Below are 16,929 nucleotides of genomic sequence, written 5' to 3'. Positions count from 1 at the left end.
CGGCACGAGAGCTTGGGGGAAACTCATGGTGATTAGAGTGGGGGCGATCGGTTGCGGTGCAGTATCGGAGCTGTATTATTCGCCTGCGCTACAGGAGCTAGAGCGATTGGGGCAGGTGCAGGTGGTTTCCCTCTTCGATCCCGATACAGCTCGCTTCGAGACGGTGCGGCAGGCGTTTCCCCAGGCCAAACGGGCGGCAACGGTCGAGGACATGGTGCCCGAGATCGATCTGGCGATCGTGGCCTCTCCCGTGCGCTTTCACGCCCAGCAGTCGGTGCAGTTGCTCGACGCTGGCGTGGCGGTCTTGTGCGAGAAACCGATGGCCGCTACGGTGGCCGAGGCCCAGCAGATGCTGGCAGCGGCAGAGCGCAGTCAAAAACCGCTTGCCATCGGCCTGTTTCGCCGCTTTTTTCCGGCGGCACGAGCGATTAAAGCGGCGATCGCCACTGGGTCTCTAGGAAGCGTCACCAGCTTTCAATTTAGCGAGGGCGGAAAATTTAATTGGCCCACCCGTTCGGCCGCCTTTTTTAGCCCCCAAGCCCCCGGCGGAGTTCTGTTTGACCTGGGGGTTCACCTACTCGACTTGATGCTGTGGTGGTTTGGCGATCCCTGCAGCACCAACTATCGCGACGATGGCATGGGCGGCGTCGAGATCAATAGCCACCTGCAGTGCGAATTTCCAGCCGGGTTTTTGGGCCAAGTGCGCATGAGTTGGGACAGCCCGCTACCCAATCGTTATCTGATTCAGTTCGAGCGGGGCTGGCTGAGCTGGAGGGTGGGAGATGCCGGTGGCTTGCAAATGGGGCTGCAAGATGTGCCGTTGGGGTTCGAGATGCAGTTGCGCGAGGAACGGAGGCAGGGCAATCAGCCCGCTCTGGGAGACGCTGCCCATACCTACGCTCAATGTTTTATCGATCAGCTATTGAATGTCTGTGCTGCTGTCAGGGGGGAGGCCGACTTAGAGGTTCCGGCTCGCGAAGGCATCCGCAGCCTGAGATTACTGGGGCAGTGTTACGCCCAACGACAACTGGTGGAGATGCCCTGGCTCTCAGAGGTAGAGTGGCAGCGGGCGGCAGAGTTGCAGGCAGAGCGAGGACTGGCGGGGGCCGATCGATAATGGGGATGGAATTGGCGATTGTGGGAGCCAGCGGCTTTGTGGGCAGCCGTGCAGTGGAATGGTTTGGTTTGGGGGGCAGGGCGACGGTGCGACCGATTGTGCGCTCCTATGCCAGCCTCGCCCGCGTCGCGCGATTTCCATTGGATTGTCGGATTGCCGATGCTGGCGATGAGGCAGCGCTGACGGAGGCATTGCGAGGATGCGACATGTTGTTGCATTCAGTGGTGGGGAATCCGCAGTTAGTTGTCGACACGGCGGCGGTGGCCTATCGGGCGGCACAGGCGGCGGGGGTGCGGCGGTTGGTATTTTTGAGTTCGGCCTCGGTCCACGGGCAAAATCCGGCAGCGGGCACAGATGAAACGTCCCCTCTGAGCGATCGCCAATATTTCGCTTACAACAACGCCAAAGTCAGGGCCGAGCGCAAGCTACAGCAGTTGCGCCGCAATGGCGCAGTCGAGCTGGTTATCCTGCGTCCCAGTATTGTTTTCGGGCCGCGATCGCGCTGGGTCTTGGAGTTGGCGAAGCAATTGCTGGAGGGCAGTGCCTATCTGGTCAATGGGGGAACGGGCATCTGCAATAGTATTTATGTCGATAACCTCCTGCAGGCGGTGGAGTTGGCCGCCACTGTCGCAGGCATCGATGGAGAGGTGTTTTTAGTGGGCGATCGCGAGCGGGTCACTTGGGCCGAGTTTTACGCTCCCTTCGCCCGTGCTTTTGGAGTCGAGCTCGACAGCCTGCTTCGCCCGGAGGCCCCAGCCGCCTTCCACAAAAGTTGGCGCGATCGTCTCGGCAGCCTGCGTGCCGCTCCCGCCACTCAGGCACTGTTACCCCTGTTCCCCAGCCGACTCAAACAGCTTGTCAAGGGGGCGATCGCTGGCTGGCAGCAGCGCCCCCGCCCCTCCGGCTGGCGCATGCCCGCCCCTGCCTCCCCGCAGGTACCGGCAGAAATTGCCTGTTTGCAGCAATGCCAATACTCCCTCCCTTGGGATAAGGCCCGCCGCCTGATGGGATACGAGCCAACGGTCAGTTTTGAGGAAGGCTGCCGCCGCTCAATCGGCTGGCTCGACTTTGCAGGTTATCCGGTAGTTCATCACGATGACTAATACCCAGCCCGCCCGCACCCATCTGGATTTGTCCCAATGGGCGGTGGTGGCCCACAAAGACGACACGGGCTTTGGCCGACAAGCGGAAGATATCCGCAGCATTTTGGGAGTCGGGTATCATCTGGCGATTCCATCCGAGCGCTTGGCGGATAAACCTCTAGTGAGTCCGAACGAAATTCGCCTCTCGCCTCGGGACTCTGAGGCTCGCCTGCGGGAGTTGCTGCAGGGACGACAGGGAATTGTCTTTTTCGAGCGACCCAACTGGCACCCTTCTTTGCTGCCAATTGCCCGGGAATTGGGGGTAAAAACGGTCTGCGTGCCTAATTGGGAATGGTTTCGCGGCAAGCTGGCAGTCTGGCAAGATTGCGATTTGTTTGTCTGCCCCACCCGCTACACCCTGAAGGTAGTGCGCAATTACGGCTGGAGGAATGCTGTTTATTTACCCTGGCTAGTAGATTTAGACCGCTTTCCGACCCGCTCGATCTCCGGTCCGGCCCGTTTGTTTATCCACAATGCAGGATTTGTCGATCGCGACGATCGCAAAGGCACCCGAGAGGCGATCGAAGCCTTCAAGCGGGCTAAGCATCCCGATATTCGTCTACTGGTGCGGATGCAAAACCAGGTGGAATTACCGCAATTGGACGATCGGATTGAAGTCTGCAGCGGCAATCTGGACGATCCGAGCGACTTGTACGCCAGCGGGGACGTGGCGATTCAACCGTCCAAAATGGAAGGCATTGGCTTTATGGCGATCGAGGCGGTGTGCAGCGGCATTCCTACCCTCACGATCGATTACCCTCCCATGAACGAATTTGTACGGCAACCGCAACTGTTAGCGCGAACCCGCTGGTTTAAACGCAAAGCTTTTGCCAGCCAGTGGGTCAAGCAGGCCCATCTGAAGCTACCTCGGATTGACGATTTGGCTCTGAGAGTTGATTGGTGCGCCAGCCACGATCTAGGAGAGATTTCCCGCGCCAATCGAGCTTTTGCAGAAGCGACTTTCGGGCGCGATCTCCAGATTCAACGCTGGTCCGAGCTGCTGAATGCGTTATGTGGCGATCGCCTAGAAGCCTACCTCGCAACGCTGCCAGCTTTACCCGAATGAGTTTTTGCAACGATCGAGAACCGTACTCTCTCCCTCAGTAATATGAGTTCAACCCGCCAAGATTTCGATAACCCTTGGAAGGATATACTCGATGCCCATTTTCCCGAGTTTCTGGCCTTTTTCTTTCCCGCAATCTACGCCGAGATTGATTGGAGCCGAGGCTACGAATTTTTGAACACCGAGCTCCAACAAAATGGTGCATCTGAAGACCCAGACGACACGGAGTCAGCCAACGGAGCGCAAGAGTTGGAAATGGCGTTTGACGCGGCGATTGTACGAGCGAGGTTACGAGCGTCAGGCGATTGTCAATCTGTATCGGTTTATCGATTGGGTGATGCAGTTGCCCGAGGAATTGGAGCTAGAATTTCGGACAGAAGTGGAGCAATGGGAGCGGGAGGACCGTATGCCTTATCTCAGCACGATTGAGCGCATGGCACGCCAGGAAGGACTCGCACAGGGCATCGAACAGGGTCTCGAACAGGGTCTCGAGCGGGGCATCGAACAGGGTCTCGAACGGGGCATCGAACGGGGGCGCAAACAGGGAGAACGAGCGCTGATCTTGCGCCAGCTCGCGCGGCGATTCGGGGAGATTTCTCCGCAGTGCCAAGCTCGTATAGAAGCACTGGCCCTAGATCAATTGGAAGCGCTGGGGGAAGTGCTACTGGATTTTCAGAGTGGGGCAGATCTGGATAGCTGGTTGGATGAATCCGATGGGTGAAGGCGGATCCCTATGGGATGCGCCCAAATCTCTAGATTGCTACTGTTGACGATCGGGTAGGGCTCTCGCCTACCAAGGCAAGCGGCTGCCATCCCACGAGAAAAACTGACCGCTATCATCCTGCCCCAAGCCTGCAATGACTTCCAATAACTGCGTGACGGTACGGTTGACTGAAAATAGCTTTTCGGGGGGAACGTTGGCTTGAAAGGGCTGCGACAACTCGGTGTCTGTGGTGCCGGGATGGAGGAGGGCCACCAGCGTTTCCGGGCTCTTGCGACGGTATTCGATCGCCGCTGTGCGCATCAACATATTTAACGCGGCCTTCGAAGCTCGATAGCCATACCATCCCCCCAGGTGGTTATCGTCAATGCTGCCCACCTTGGCCGAAATACAGGCTAAGACACTGCGATCGCCATGTTTGAACAGCGGCAACAAATGTTTGGCCCAGAGGACCGCTGGAATGCTATTGACCTGAAAATAACGGGCTAATTGCTGAGTTTCGATCTGCCGCAAGCTCTTTTCTGGGGCCATAGATTCATCGTGCAGAATGCCGACACAGTGGATCGCTAAATGCAACCGCTCGACCCGCTGTCCGATCTGAGCAACCGCCGCTTCAATCTGCCGTTCATCCGTCACGTCTGCGGCGATGCAGGCAAGGAGATCGGGATGGCGATCGCGCAATTCCAATAATTCCAACGCTCGATCGGCATGGCGATAGGTGGCAAAAATCGTTTTAAATTGCGCCTGCTCCAGCAATTGCCTTACAAATCCCAAGCCAATGCCGCGACTGGCCCCCACCACCAATGCCGTCGTACAATTCGTCTCTCCCAAAACCGCCACTATTCTGCCCGTCTGAATCTATGGGAGCACTTATCCTAGCAGCCATCTCGACACATTCTTGCCAGATCGATCGCGCTCCAAGCCACAATCCGCCCCAGGCAAGCTCGGGCCAGATCGGGTCGAACAGTTTAGCTGGCCTCAGCCGATCGCCCCACCTGCAATAGATCTAGCAATGCCTCCCGCACCTGCGGTACCGATTCCCGCTCCAAGGCCAATTGTACGTAGTCGGTCGCTAACTGACGCTGCTCGGGAGTGACCGACAGCCCCTGTAAATGGCCCTGCAGTTGCCGGGTAGCCAATAGCCGCTGTAATGACTCGGGAGAGGCTATCTCCCGCAACAATGCTTCAAACTGTCGATCGCCCCAGAGGCGTCGCTGCTGCCGAGCTTGTCCCAACACTGCAACCAAAATGCCGCAGCTGATTATCCCCTGCATCAAAATCGCGATCGCCAACCAGCGATCGCCCGCTTGAGACCAGACTGAGAGGGCGACATAGGTTCCCAACGTGGCTGCCAGTCCCCCTGCCACCGCTAGGGTTGCGCCTAAGTTTGGACTGTCCGACAGCGAACGGCTCCACTGCTGCCACTGCTGCTGCCACTGAGACGCCTGTAGCAGGTACACCGCATTCATCGTGAAACTGCCTGCGAGTAATGCACTGGCAAGCCGCCAGTTCCACAGCATCAGCAGCAGAAAGGCTACGGGCAAGATGGCCCGCAAGAGCTGGCGATTGACAGTCTTCTCCTCGCCTAGCCCCGCCATCCGACGGGTGCGATTTTGCCAGAGAGGATGGTCGCATAAGTCGCGCAGTTGGCTGAGCAGTTTTCCCACTGCAACGCTCTCCCAAAATAGCTCGGGCACTCAGAGTGCCGCTGTCTTGTATGGTATGGCATCGAGTTCCCTCCGACTACCTACTTTCCCCCGATCGCCCCCTAGAGTACCCCTTTCGAACTGGGGATTTTGGCGGCTCGACGCGGGTCGATTTCAGTGGCCGCGCGCAAGGCTCGGGCAAATGCCTTAAACGTCGCCTCCACAATATGGTGGGAGTTGATCCCGTCCGCCTGACGAATGTGCAGGGTCACCTGGGCGTGGTTGACAAACCCTTGAAAAAATTCGCGCACCAACTGGGTGTCGTAGGTGCCAATCCGCTGTGTGGGAATCTCTAGCCCGTAGCTGAGATGGGGCCGCCCGGAAAAGTCTAAAACCACCTGGACGAGGGACTCGTCTAAGGGAGCCCAAAAATGACCGAAGCGATGAATGCCTTGGCGATCGCTCAGGGCCTTGGCAAATGCCTGCCCTAAAGTAATCCCGACATCTTCATTCGTGTGGTGGTCGTCAATCTCCAAATCTCCCACAGCTTCGATCTCCAAATCAAACAGGCCGTGGGTGCTCAACTGCACCAACATGTGATCCAAAAAGGGAATCCCGGTTCTCACTTGGTGCTGACCGCTACCGTCTAGGCCCAGCCTGACGCAGACATCGGTTTCGCCCGTGCGTCGATGAACCTCGGCAGTGCGGCAGAGAGGGGTTACTCGCGGGGGAGAGTTAACAGGAGATGACATAGTTTTGCCTGCGATCGCCTTGCAGAATTGAGGGGGCATGGGAACTACGAGATGAGAACAGCTCCACCAAGATGCTGTTTCAGTATATATCCTCACTGCAACTCGAAATTTTGCCCAGCTATGCTGCGAAGCTGCTGCGGACACAATCACAAGTAGCTCAGGCTTTTGATAGGGGCTTTACGGGATTTTACGGCGATCGTTCGACACAATCGAGCGATCGACCAAGCATGTTATTTAACCATGACAAATTCCTTGTCTGTGAGGTGTAGAGGGATTATCTATCTCGCAATCTGCGCTACGAGAATTTTGACTAATTCTAAAAATGCGCTATCGGTAGTGTTGGATTTCCCACAAACTCTGTATATGGTGGAAAATTGTCTATGCTTAAAACCTGGAGCGTTACTGTCTGCCAATTAGGTGAATCAGCGGATGTAACGCTCGCGGGGAATCGCTTATAGTGCATCCATACATTTTCGAGACCCAACCGCACTCAAGCCTATGTTTGCCCTTTCTCGAGACGATAGTAGAGAGGTTGGCTGCATATTAGTGGCAGACGATCGCCCCTTCAATCGCATGGCAGCCCGCGATCTGCTCGAATCCGTCGGCCACACTGTTATCGAAGCCTGCGACGGTCGCGAGGCACTGGAGGTCGTGCAGGAAGCACAACCCGATTTAGTGTTGCTCGATGTGATGATGCCCTCCCTCGATGGCTTTGAAGTCTGCCGCAAACTCAAAGCTCGAGACAATACCCGTTTGATCCCGGTGGTTCTCGTTACGGCACTCAACAATCGCAACAGCCGCGTTCGAGGGATTGAAGCAGGGGCTGACGATTTTCTCTCGAAACCCTACGATCGGGTCGAATTACTCGCAAGGGTGCGATCGCTGATTCGGCAAAAACGTCTCAACGACGATCTCGATAATGCGGCTCAAGTCCTGATTGCGATCGCTCAAGCAGTGGAAAGCCGCGACCCTACCACGGGCAACCACTGCAAGCGTCTAGCCAAGTTGGGGCAAGACTTCGGTACCTTCCTCGGTCTCTCTCAAGCGGAGCTTAAAGCCCTATCTTGGGCGGGCTACCTGCACGACATTGGCAAGATTGGCATCCCCGACGACATTTTAGGCAAGCCGGGCAAGCACACCCCAGAAGAATGGGCTGCCATGCAATCTCATGTCGAGATTGGCGAGCGCATCTGCAGTCCACTGCGCACCATGAAAGATGTCTTGCCCATTATTCGCCACCACCACGAACGCTGGGATGGCACGGGCTATCCCGACAATCTGGTGGGAGAGAAGATTCCCCTGCTGGCACGCGTCTTCCAAATGGTAGACATCTACGATGCGTTAGTCTCTCAACGCCCTTACAAAAAGGCTTTCTCAGTTGAAAAAGCCATCGCAATTCTGCAAGAAGAAGCCGAGCGCGGCTGGCGAGATCCGCAGTTAGTGCAGCAGTTTCGACAGTTTTTAATCGATCGAGGCCAGCTCGAACCGACTGCGCCCGCAGAAACAGTCCGAGAGGCAGTTCCTCATTAGGCAACAATTCGCGCGTGCCAGCATCCGCCGCTAACCTGTCTAGCCTTCCACTCGCCGACCGAGCTGCTTCACCCTTTCGAAATGCTCGGGCTCGACGGGCTGAACGGACAGGCGTACCCCCCGCTGGACGACCTTCATTTCGGCTAAGCTAGGCTGCGCTTTCAATTGGGCCAGAGAGACAAAGTGGGGAAATTTTTCCACAAACTCCACATCCACCATGTACCAGGTGGGGTTGTCGGGATCGGATTTGGGATCGTAATGTTTGTCGGAGCGGTCCCAAGCGGTGAAATCGGGATAGCCGGTGCGGCAAACTCGGGCAATGCCCGCTACTCCCGGCGGCTTGGTATTGGAGTGATAGAACAAGACTTCGTCCCCCTCCTGCATGCGATCGCGCATAAAATTACGAGCCTGATAATTGCGCACGCCGTCCCAATAGGCCACCTTCTCCGCTTGCAGGTCGTCGATCGAGTATTCGTCAGGCTCGCTTTTCATCAACCAATACTGCACGGACATACCCTCCACTGTTAGATTGCGCTTCGATCGCCGATCGCCCCGCGAACCCACTAACCGATTAAAAACGTTTCTTCGGGATATTTGATTAATTGACTGGCGGCAGGTTCTCGATACAGCGCACTGACGAGTAGCAAAATTCCGACTCGTCCACAATACATCGTGGGAATTAGCACGAGATGGGAGAGGGGGGATAAATCGGCTGTATTGAGAGCGGATAGCCCCACTGTTGCGTAGGCCGATACAGCTTCGAATAGCAGATCCAGAAACGCAAAGCGATCGCCATCGATTAGAGACAGCAGCGTCGTAGACAAGGCCACCAGCATTGCCGATCCCATCAAAATGCCCACCGCCTTATTGACCAGTGTTTCCGGCACGGTTCGTCGAAACACCAAGACGGAGGAATCCCCCCCCCGCAAAGCAGAGCGGGTACAGGCCAATAACGTCCCCAACGTGGTGGTTTTAACACCTCCGCCCGTCCCCCCCGGACTGGCACCGATAAACATCAAAATGATGACGACAAACAGTGAGGAGGACTCCAGTGCCGATTGGTGAATACTATTGAACCCGGCAGTCCGGGCCGTCACTGATTGGAACAGAGCAGCTAGTAAACGATCTGCGAAGGAGAGACTGCCTAATGTCTCGGGATTATCCCATTCCGTGCCCAAAAAGAATGCCGTTCCGGCCAATAGCAGCAGCAGGCTAGTGGAGACGGCCACTTTAAAGTTGAGGGTGAAATTTTCCCGCTGGATCGACCGATCGCCCAGCCAAATGCGCCGCGACCACTCGTAAAGTTCGTAGATGATACTAAAGCCAATCCCCCCCAGCACAATCAAAGCCGAGAGGGTAAAGATGGTGATGTAATTCGTCTGATAACCCACCATACTGTTGGAGAACAGACTGAACCCTGCATTGTTAAATGCACTCACACTATGGAACACAGATACCCACAGCCCAGTTTTCCAGCCCAGTTGCGGCACCCACACTTGAGCGAGTAGCAAGGCTCCCAGTGACTCGAATAGCGCCGTCATACCCACAATGGCAGACACCAGTTGCAACGCGGTCGAACTGCCCAGTGCCGCGCCGACGGTCTCTCGCATCGTCGTGCGATCGCGCAAACTGAGCCGCCGCCCCACAATTAAGAGCAGAAAGCTGGTGGCAGTCATGTAGCCCAAGCCCCCCACCTGAATGAGAGCTAACAGGACCATCTGGCCGAATGGCGAAAAATGAGTGCCAGTATCTGCCACTATCAGTCCCGTCACGCAAACGGCAGATGTGGAGGTAAACAGAGCCATCAGCCAGTGGTTCCACTCTCCTGCTGCTGTCGACCAAGGCAACATCAATAGAACGGTACCCACCAAGATTGTGGCTAAAAAACCCAGGCAGATGGTTTGAGGCGGGGTCAGCGATCGCGAGAAGCGCTGCCACCAACTGGAGGGAACCTGCATCGGTCAGCCCTTACAGGGTGGTCTTAACCTGCATGTTTGCCGCCTGCAACAGGCTGTTCGCTTCTTGCTGAGCCTGTTGAGCTTGCAGGCGCTCTTGGGCATCGGCGCTGTTCGCTAAAGTCGCATTCGCCTCCTCTAGGGCGGCCTGTGCGGCTGCCGTATCGACATCGCCGCCAGACACAGCCCGCTTGACCAGAACGGAAACCGTATTGTCTTCAATTTCTGCCAAACCGCCCATGACGGCGATCGCCGTCCACTGGCCTTGCGAGCGCAGGCGCATCACTCCCGAGCCCAACGCTGTCAGTAGCGGTGCGTGATTGGTCAAAATCCCCAATTGCCCCGATGTGGCAGGCAAAATCACTTCATCAGCAGGTGCATCCCACACGGTGGAATCCGGACCGATTACCTGAACAGACAGCGTCACCGCAACTTCCTCCCAACGGCTAGGTCAGATTGTCTAGCGTTACAAAATTATAGAATACTGCAGTTCTGCTTCCTAAAAACAATTGCTGGAACACTCGAATTGGCTTTTGGGTTAATGGCGATCGCAATAATATAGTCAGGCAATAGTCCCCCTACAGCCATGTCTTCTCTTGCGCCCGCTCGACAGCAAAAACTCTCGCAGTTTCTTGCCCGTTGCGGATTGGGCGATCGCCGCGATATCGATTGGCAGCTACTCGATTTAGCCCTCCTCCATCCTTCCCTCAGTACCGCTACCAACAACGATCGCCTGGAGTTTTTAGGCGATGCTGTCTTGCGCTTGGCGATCGGTCATTTCCTCTACCGCCGCTATCCCCAATTGCCAGTGGGAACCTTATCTCTGCTGCGCTCTAACTTGCTCGGCAACAGCTTTTTTGCCCAGTTGGCCGACCGCTTCGATATCGAGCCGGTCTTAGCGGTAGGAGGCAGTGCTCGCAACGATCCCAAAGGACGCAACAAACGGCTGGCAGATGCCTTTGAAGCGGTTGTCGGTGCCCTCTATCTCAGTTGGCAAAGCCACACCCCCGACACCTGGTTCCAGGAACTCCAAACTTGGTTGGAGCCCCACCTCCAACACAGAGCCACCGCAGTCTTGGCAGATTTACAACGACACAATGCCAAAACCGCATTGCAGGAGTTTACTCAACAGCATTGGGGCGAATTGCCCCGTTACGTTCCGTTCGAGCCAGAGGGCGATCGCGATGCCCCCTTTGCGGTTCGAGTGTGGGTCCGGCAGGATTGCTGGGGCATCGGACAGGGGCGATCGAAAAAAGCAGCTGAGACTGCCGCTGCCGTCGATGCCTTGGAACGTCTCAGCGAACTTCCCCGTCCCGTCCCTTTGCACTTCGCAGACTCCGCAGACTGATGCGGCAATTCGGGCTGGTTTTGGGGAATGGTAAGGACGAGTTCCCGCCAGGATCGCTGCCCTCAACCGCAATATCGCTGGTTCTAAGGCGAAAGCCCTTTACCCCTGCGGGCGCAAATATCTAGATAATGTTCGGATACAACGGCTTTTGGCGGTATTCTGATAGAAATCGTTAATTGTTAAGAACAGCAACATCTCGAACAGCTGCTGGCGGCGCTGAGGCAATCGAAAGATTGTGCAACTCAAAGCTGAGGCAAACAAAAGGAGATCCCCGACGATGGCCCAACTGCAACAAACGGCAGCACCGACAGCTGCGGTAACTGCCGAATTAGAATTGCTCCCCAGCTTGGATTACCAGAGTGAAGGCTACAAAGACGCTTACTCTCGCATCAATGCCATGGTGATTGAAGGCGAACTGGAAGCCAATCGCAACTACCTCAAGTTGGCAGAGCTCTTGCCAGACGAGGCCAGCGAACTGCAGAAATTGGCCAAGATGGAACTGCGACACATGAAGGGGTTTCAAGCTTGCGGCCGCAACCTGGATGTTACCCCCGATAAAGCGTTTGCCGTGGAGTACTTCTCCCAACTGCGACAGAATTTCGAGATAGCTGCTGCCGCAGGCGATGTCGTGACCTGCCTGGTGATTCAGGCACTGCTGATCGAATGCTTTGCGATCGCTGCCTATAACATCTACATTCCCGTTGCAGACGACTTCGCGCGCAAGATCACTGAAGGTGTGATCGCAGACGAGTACTTGCACCTCAATTTCGGCCAGGTCTGGCTCCAGGCTCACTTCGACGATCCCGACGTGAAAGCTCGGGTGGAGCGTGCCAACGCCGAGAACTTACCGATTGTTTGGTCGATGTTTACTCAAGTCACTAGCGATGCTGATGCCCTCGGCATGGACCCCGACGCCATCATTGAGGACTTCATGATTGCCTACGGCGAGGCACTGGGGGAAATTGGCTTTAGCAACCGCGAGACCATGAAACTGGCTGCCCAAGGGTTGAAGGCTGCCTAGTGCAACTGGCGGGGCGATCGCTGTTGGCTCGAAAAGTCTGCAACGGTATCCTAAGTCAAGTGCGGGCTCAGCTCGCTCCCCTACGTCCTAGCTGGAGATTTATCTCGTCACAGTTACAGTTCGAGCTTGGGGAATACTACATCCGCTACCGGGAGGACTCCATAACTCAATGTTCGGTTTGATCGGCCACCTTACAGATCTCCCTAACGCGCAGCGCGTTGCAGCACTGCTCGGCTATCCAGAATATGCGGATAGCGACATTGATTTTTGGTGCATGGCTCCGCCACTGGTGGTGGATGACATTACGGTGACTAGCATTACCGGCCAAAAGATTCACGGCCAATATGTCGAATCTTGCTTTTTGCCCGAAATGTTGGCAATGCGCAAGTTTAAGGCTGCCAGCCGCAAAATCCTCAATGCGATGGCCCTCGCCCAAAAACGCAATCTGACCATTACAGCGTTAGGGGGGTTCAGCAGCATTATTTTTGAAAATTTCAAGCTCGAAAGCCTCAAGCGCGTCCGCAACATCGAGCTAGAATTGCGTCGTTTCACCACGGGCAATACACATACGGCCTATATCATCTGCAAGCAGGCGATCGCGGCTGCCAAACAGCATGGCTTGACATTGGCCGATGCCAGCATTGCGGTGGTGGGTGCCACGGGGGATATTGGCAGTGGCGTGTGCCGCTGGCTCAATGCCCGAACCGATGTTGGCAAGTTGCTGCTCGTCGCTCGCGATCGCACCCGTCTCGACAATCTAAAAGACTCTTTAGGTCGCGGCGAGATTTGCACGTTGGCCGAAGCTCTACCCAAAGCAGACATCATCGTTTGGGTGGCCAGCATGAGCAAGGGCATGTCCATCGACGTGCAGGAGCTGCGCCATCCCTGCATCATCATCGATGGCGGCTATCCCAAGAACCTGTCTTCGATCGTTTGTCGGGAAGACGCGATCGTGATTGACGGCGGCATGGTGGAACATTCCCTCGACATCGAATGGAATATCATGAATTTCTTACAGGTAGCTAACCCCACCCGCCAGCTATTTGCTTGTTTTGCCGAGTCCATGCTGCTGGAATTTGAAGGGCTGCACACTAACTTCAGTTGGGGGCGCAATCATATTACTGCAGACAAGATTGACGAAATTGGCCGGATTTCCCGCAAGCATGGGTTTAGGGCTCTGATGCCATCCGTCTAAATGGGTAACAACATTTAACGGGGCAACACTGAGAGACCGTGGGTTTGATGGAGCGGCGATCGAGAAGCTCGACTCGATAACCGTATCTCGATTCGAGGAAAGAGGCACCGCAGTTGTTGTGGAGAGGCTTGGGCGATGAAAGCAATGATTCTGGCGGCTGGTAAGGGAACGCGGGTCCGGCCCATTACCTATCTGATTCCCAAACCCATGATTCCCATCATGCACAAGCCCGTGATGGAGTTTTTGGTCGAATTGCTCAAACAGCACGGCTTCAATCAAATCATGGTCAATACCAGTCACTTGGCAGACCAAATTGAAACTTACTTTCGGGATGGCCAGCAATGGGGCGTTCAGATGGCGTTCTCGTTCGAGGGGCATTTTGAAGATGGCGAGCCGATCGCAGAGGCGCTTGGCTCAGGGGGCGGTTTGCGCAAGATTCAAGATTTCTCTGGCTTTTTTGATGAAACATTTGTGGTGCTGTGTGGCGATGCCCTCATCGACCTGAACTTGACCCAAGTGGTGAACTTCCACAAAGCCAAAGGATCGATCGCCACCATCGTCATGCGCGAGGTGCCCGAGCAAGATGTGCCCAGCTATGGCGTGGTGGTCACGGATGCAGAGGGCAAAATCCAAACTTTCCAAGAAAAGCCCTCGGTGGAAGAGGCCCTGAGCAACACCATCAATACCGGCATCTACATCTTCGAGCCAGAGATCTTCAACTACATTCCCTCTGGATGCGAATACGATATCGGCGGCGATCTGTTTCCCAAGCTGGTCGAAGCAGGCGCTCCTTTTTATGGGGTGGCGGCTGACTTCCAATGGGTCGATATTGGCCGCACTCCTGACTATTACGAAGCCATTCAAAAAGTCCTCAAAGGGGAAGTCAATGCGGTCGAGGTGCCCGGTACTGAAATTTCCCCCGGCGTCTGGGTGGGTTTGAATGTACGGGCCAATTGGGACAAAGTGGAAATAACCCCACCCGTTTACATTGGCGGCAGCACCTGGATCAACGATGGGACTAAGATTATCGGCCCGAGTGCGATCGGATCCGGTTGCATTCTGAATGAGGGATGCACCATCGATAAGAGTGTCATTTTCGATTACACCCACGTGGCCCGAGGGGTGAATCTCAGCCAGCGGATGGTGCTGGGTAAATACTGCATGTCTGCGGATGGCCAAGTCATCGATACGGAAGAAAACGATCTCAGTTGGCTGATTGGCGATGCCCGCTGCCGCATTCCAACTCTCGAATCCCCTGCCGACTCCCTGTCGGCGGTTGAATCTCTGGTGGGGGTGGCAAAGCCTAGCTGAATTCCGCCCATCATGACCTCCGGGGTACTCCCGCCAGAACGCAGAGCGTTTGGCGGTGAGGGGGATAGGATAGTTAAACGCAGGGCGGTTGGACTACCGCTCTCTGGCTATGGAGGCTTATCCGCTGGGATGCCTGTGAAACAGCAACTCTCACTCGTGAGTCTGAGAAGCTCCCGCTAGACCCGTAGGGTTAGCGGTGAGAGTAGTCACCGCTACCAACACCGCGAGTGGGGCATAATGCGGACTGCCGTTAGCAGAGGCTCTGCATGATAGTTTTGGGAACAGTCTTAGGGCTGTTTCTGCTCTTGGGGGCAGTCCTCCTCTTGCTGCCCTGGCGGCTTGCAGTGCGGTGGCGAAAACCGTGGAGCGGCCCGTTCGCGATCGCCGCAAATCTTTCAATCGGAACGAGAGTCTGCAAGCGCACCCGTTGGTCTCCCCGCCTATCCCTAATGCGTCGCTGCTCGAAGCCCCTGCAGTGGCGCAGAGTGCAGTTGGGCCTGGATCTACTGCACGCCCTCAGCCCCGCGATCGCGATTGAAGCTTGTTCTCTAAAAGCCGAAATCGGTTTTGACGATCCTTCCCTGACGGGGCAATGTCTGGTGCTACTCTCCAGCTTGCCGCCATCTCTGCAGCGCTCGCTCTGCGTGACCTTCGAGCGGGTTGGCTTCTGCTCGCGCGGCTTTGCCTGCCTGCGCCTGCGCCCGATCGCGCTGCTCTGCCCGCTCGCAAAATGGGTGTGGACGAAACGGAGATCGCTTGTAGCCTGGATGTACTAGCCTTTACGGTCTGCAATTGAATTGTCTATGTCCGAGCCCAACGCCTTTCCCGTAGATAATGTCTTAGATGCTGTCCTCAGCAAGTTACGGTCGCTGGCAGAAACTGGACAGACGTTTGGCGAGCCCATCGCGGTGGGAGAGACGACAATCGTGCCCTATGTCTCCCTCCGATTCGGGTTGGGCGGCGGCGGTGGCGGAGCTGGCGATCGCCACAACGGAGGCCACGGCAGCAGCGGCCTTTGGGGCGGAGCGGGGGGTGGCGTCAAGGTGGAACCGATGGGGTTTTTGGTGATTCGGGCCGATAAAGTCGAGCTGCTGCCGATCGATCGCGAGAGCAATCAATGGGCTCAGTTGGCCGAAGGACTCATGCCCATGCTGGAGCAATGGCTGCAACAACGGGCCGAAGCCAGCTCTGAAGCGGCATCCATCTCTGAAGCGGCAGCGGAGTTGGACTAGTGGCGATGGGATTCACCGATCGCGCTCGGCGACTGTCGTCGAGGTGGCGCTTGCGACAGCGACCCCTATTGGCGGTCAGTGCGACTGTTGTATTGCTGTATGCAATCTTGGCAGCAACTGCCCCCCTCTTGCAGCAATGGGGATGGCTGCGCGATCCAACTGAATTTCTGCCCCATCCCATCCATCAAGCCCCCAATGCAGACTATTGGTGGGGAACTACACGACAGGGATATGACGTGCTCTCCCGCACCCTCTATGGAGCGCGCACTGCCTTGCAGGTGGTGCTAGCCGGAACCAGCTTCGGATTCGGGTTTGGCGTACCGCTGGGATTGCTCAGCGGCTATTGGGGAGGAGGGTTCGATCGCGCGACGGTGTTTGTCATGGATGCCATTTACACCTTACCGGGGCTGCTGTTGGCGATCGCCATTGCCTTTGTGCTCGGTCCCGGTATCGTCACGGCTGGAGTGGCAGTGGCTTTGGCCTACGGTCCCCTCTACTTCCGGGTCGTGCGCAGCCAAACGGCCAGCGTCAAAGCTCGCGGCTACGTGGAGGCGGCGATCGCCGCGGGGGCTCCCACCGCCCAGATCCTGCGCCGTCACATTTTTCCCAACATTCTGTCCAGCCTGCCCGTGCTCGTCGCTCTCAACGCCGCCGATGCCATTTCGATTGCTGCATCTTTAGGCTTTCTCGGTCTGGGCTTGCCCCCAGAGATCCCGGAGTGGGGTCAAGATTTGCGGGTAGCGCTAGATTCCTTTGCCGCCGGTAGCGGGATTTGGTGGACTGCAGCTTTCCCCGGTCTGGCGATCGCCCTGCTCGTAACCGCCCTCTCTTTTCTGGGGGAATCGTTCGGGGAGTAGTTGAGGGGAGCCAACAGATAGGATAATGAAGTCTTGCCG

General features: G+C 56.2%; 17 protein-coding genes and 1 pseudogene. 12 read left to right on the top strand and 6 right to left on the bottom strand.

Annotated elements, in window-relative coordinates:
- Nucleotides 1-25 precede the first annotated feature (25 nt).
- From SYN7336_RS05560 to SYN7336_RS24590, 4 genes and pseudogenes are all read left to right on the top strand, one after another.
- On the top strand, nt 26-1,117 hold the full coding sequence (locus SYN7336_RS05560; RefSeq protein ID WP_017324940.1) for a Gfo/Idh/MocA family protein: 1,092 nt from the start codon (nt 26-28) through the stop codon (nt 1,115-1,117).
- Complete coding sequence (locus SYN7336_RS05555; RefSeq protein ID WP_017324939.1) at nt 1,117-2,220, top strand: NAD(P)-dependent oxidoreductase; 1,104 nt, start codon at nt 1,117-1,119, stop codon at nt 2,218-2,220. The genes SYN7336_RS05560 and SYN7336_RS05555 overlap by 1 nt, the downstream gene beginning before the upstream one ends.
- Nucleotides 2,213-3,325, top strand: a complete 1,113-nt coding sequence (locus tag SYN7336_RS05550; RefSeq protein WP_017324938.1) for a glycosyltransferase — start codon at nt 2,213-2,215, stop codon at nt 3,323-3,325. The genes SYN7336_RS05555 and SYN7336_RS05550 overlap by 8 nt, the downstream gene beginning before the upstream one ends.
- A 42-nt stretch (nt 3,326-3,367) precedes the next feature.
- Nucleotides 3,368-4,043: pseudogene (locus SYN7336_RS24590) on the top strand (DUF4351 domain-containing protein).
- Nucleotides 4,044-4,112: 69 nt separating this feature from the next.
- Here the strand turns inward: SYN7336_RS24590 and SYN7336_RS05540 are convergent.
- From SYN7336_RS05540 to hisB, 3 genes are all read right to left on the bottom strand, one after another.
- A complete protein-coding gene (locus tag SYN7336_RS05540; protein ID WP_017324935.1) occupies nt 4,113-4,883 on the bottom strand; it encodes an SDR family NAD(P)-dependent oxidoreductase in 771 nt (256 codons plus the stop codon).
- A 128-nt stretch (nt 4,884-5,011) separates the two neighbouring features.
- A complete protein-coding gene (locus tag SYN7336_RS05535; protein ID WP_156820035.1) occupies nt 5,012-5,710 on the bottom strand; it encodes a hypothetical protein in 699 nt (232 codons plus the stop codon).
- 101 nt (nt 5,711-5,811) lie between these two features.
- Nucleotides 5,812-6,441 (bottom strand): imidazoleglycerol-phosphate dehydratase HisB, encoded by a 630-nt coding sequence (hisB, locus tag SYN7336_RS05530; protein ID WP_017324933.1) that lies wholly within the window; start codon nt 6,439-6,441, stop codon nt 5,812-5,814.
- A 498-nt stretch (nt 6,442-6,939) separates the two neighbouring features.
- Here hisB and SYN7336_RS05525 point away from each other — a divergent pair, with 498 nt between their 5' ends.
- Nucleotides 6,940-7,971, top strand: coding sequence for an HD-GYP domain-containing protein (locus SYN7336_RS05525; RefSeq protein WP_017324932.1), 1,032 nt, complete (start codon nt 6,940-6,942; stop codon nt 7,969-7,971).
- Nucleotides 7,972-8,010: 39 nt separating this feature from the next.
- Here SYN7336_RS05525 and SYN7336_RS05520 read toward each other — a convergent pair whose 3' ends face one another.
- The 3 genes from SYN7336_RS05520 to atpC are packed head-to-tail and all read right to left on the bottom strand — an operon-like array spanning nt 8,011 to nt 10,353.
- Nucleotides 8,011-8,484 (bottom strand): EVE domain-containing protein, encoded by a 474-nt coding sequence (locus SYN7336_RS05520; RefSeq protein ID WP_017324931.1) that lies wholly within the window; start codon nt 8,482-8,484, stop codon nt 8,011-8,013.
- Nucleotides 8,485-8,534: 50 nt separating this feature from the next.
- Complete coding sequence (locus tag SYN7336_RS05515; protein WP_017324930.1) at nt 8,535-9,929, bottom strand: TrkH family potassium uptake protein; 1,395 nt, start codon at nt 9,927-9,929, stop codon at nt 8,535-8,537.
- 10 nt (nt 9,930-9,939) lie between these two features.
- On the bottom strand, nt 9,940-10,353 hold the full coding sequence (gene atpC, locus SYN7336_RS05510; protein WP_017324929.1) for an ATP synthase F1 subunit epsilon: 414 nt from the start codon (nt 10,351-10,353) through the stop codon (nt 9,940-9,942).
- A gap of 159 nt (nt 10,354-10,512) precedes the next feature.
- Between atpC and rnc the strand changes: the two genes are divergently transcribed.
- The 7 genes from rnc (at nt 10,513) to SYN7336_RS05475 (ending at nt 16,890) form a co-directional block, all read left to right on the top strand.
- A complete protein-coding gene (gene rnc, locus SYN7336_RS24585) occupies nt 10,513-11,274 on the top strand; it encodes a ribonuclease III (RefSeq protein WP_017324928.1) in 762 nt (253 codons plus the stop codon).
- Between the two features lie 277 nt (nt 11,275-11,551).
- The gene (locus tag SYN7336_RS05500) at nt 11,552-12,295 is read left to right on the top strand and encodes an aldehyde oxygenase (deformylating) (protein WP_017324927.1); all 744 of its coding nucleotides are present in this window, start codon (nt 11,552-11,554) and stop codon (nt 12,293-12,295) included.
- A gap of 169 nt (nt 12,296-12,464) precedes the next feature.
- Entirely contained in the window at nt 12,465-13,490 is a 1,026-nt protein-coding gene (locus tag SYN7336_RS05495; RefSeq protein WP_017324926.1) for a long-chain acyl-[acyl-carrier-protein] reductase, read from the top strand.
- Nucleotides 13,491-13,625: 135 nt separating this feature from the next.
- Nucleotides 13,626-14,801 carry a sugar phosphate nucleotidyltransferase gene (locus tag SYN7336_RS05490; protein WP_026100720.1) on the top strand — a complete coding sequence of 392 codons (1,176 nt, stop codon included), beginning with the start codon at nt 13,626-13,628 and terminating at the stop codon, nt 14,799-14,801.
- 266 nt (nt 14,802-15,067) lie between these two features.
- A complete protein-coding gene (locus SYN7336_RS30545) occupies nt 15,068-15,577 on the top strand; it encodes a hypothetical protein (protein ID WP_156820034.1) in 510 nt (169 codons plus the stop codon).
- A gap of 27 nt (nt 15,578-15,604) precedes the next feature.
- Nucleotides 15,605-16,033, top strand: coding sequence for a GerW family sporulation protein (locus tag SYN7336_RS27725; RefSeq protein ID WP_017324923.1), 429 nt, complete (start codon nt 15,605-15,607; stop codon nt 16,031-16,033).
- A 5-nt stretch (nt 16,034-16,038) separates the two neighbouring features.
- Nucleotides 16,039-16,890 carry an ABC transporter permease gene (locus SYN7336_RS05475; protein WP_038026599.1) on the top strand — a complete coding sequence of 284 codons (852 nt, stop codon included), beginning with the start codon at nt 16,039-16,041 and terminating at the stop codon, nt 16,888-16,890.
- The last annotated feature ends 39 nt before the right edge of the window (nt 16,891-16,929 follow it).

Source organism: Synechococcus sp. PCC 7336 (assembly GCF_000332275.1).
In the GTDB taxonomy this organism is placed as follows: Bacteria; Cyanobacteriota; Cyanobacteriia; order Thermostichales; family PCC-7336; genus PCC-7336.
The sequence above is the reverse complement of the archived record's forward strand: the minus strand, read 5'-3'. Positions and strand labels throughout refer to the sequence as shown.

Bases quoted from the DNA above. Each gene is read 5' to 3' on its own strand.
- SYN7336_RS05560 (WP_017324940.1), top strand. From the start codon at position 26: ATGGTGATTAGAGTGGGGGCGATCGGTTGCGGTGCAGTATCGGAGCTG.
- rnc (WP_017324928.1), top strand. From the start codon at position 10,513: ATGTCTTCTCTTGCGCCCGCTCGACAGCAAAAACTCTCGCAGTTTCTT.
- hisB (WP_017324933.1), bottom strand. From the start codon at position 6,441: ATGTCATCTCCTGTTAACTCTCCCCCGCGAGTAACCCCTCTCTGCCGC.
- SYN7336_RS05500 (WP_017324927.1), top strand. From the start codon at position 11,552: ATGGCCCAACTGCAACAAACGGCAGCACCGACAGCTGCGGTAACTGCC.
- SYN7336_RS27725 (WP_017324923.1), top strand. From the start codon at position 15,605: ATGTCCGAGCCCAACGCCTTTCCCGTAGATAATGTCTTAGATGCTGTC.
- SYN7336_RS05550 (WP_017324938.1), top strand. From the start codon at position 2,213: ATGACTAATACCCAGCCCGCCCGCACCCATCTGGATTTGTCCCAATGG.
- SYN7336_RS30545 (WP_156820034.1), top strand. From the start codon at position 15,068: ATGATAGTTTTGGGAACAGTCTTAGGGCTGTTTCTGCTCTTGGGGGCA.
- SYN7336_RS05555 (WP_017324939.1), top strand. From the start codon at position 1,117: ATGGGGATGGAATTGGCGATTGTGGGAGCCAGCGGCTTTGTGGGCAGC.
- SYN7336_RS05475 (WP_038026599.1), top strand. From the start codon at position 16,039: ATGGGATTCACCGATCGCGCTCGGCGACTGTCGTCGAGGTGGCGCTTG.
- SYN7336_RS05495 (WP_017324926.1), top strand. From the start codon at position 12,465: ATGTTCGGTTTGATCGGCCACCTTACAGATCTCCCTAACGCGCAGCGC.
- SYN7336_RS05520 (WP_017324931.1), bottom strand. From the start codon at position 8,484: ATGTCCGTGCAGTATTGGTTGATGAAAAGCGAGCCTGACGAATACTCG.
- SYN7336_RS05525 (WP_017324932.1), top strand. From the start codon at position 6,940: ATGTTTGCCCTTTCTCGAGACGATAGTAGAGAGGTTGGCTGCATATTA.
- SYN7336_RS05490 (WP_026100720.1), top strand. From the start codon at position 13,626: ATGAAAGCAATGATTCTGGCGGCTGGTAAGGGAACGCGGGTCCGGCCC.
- SYN7336_RS05515 (WP_017324930.1), bottom strand. From the start codon at position 9,929: ATGCAGGTTCCCTCCAGTTGGTGGCAGCGCTTCTCGCGATCGCTGACC.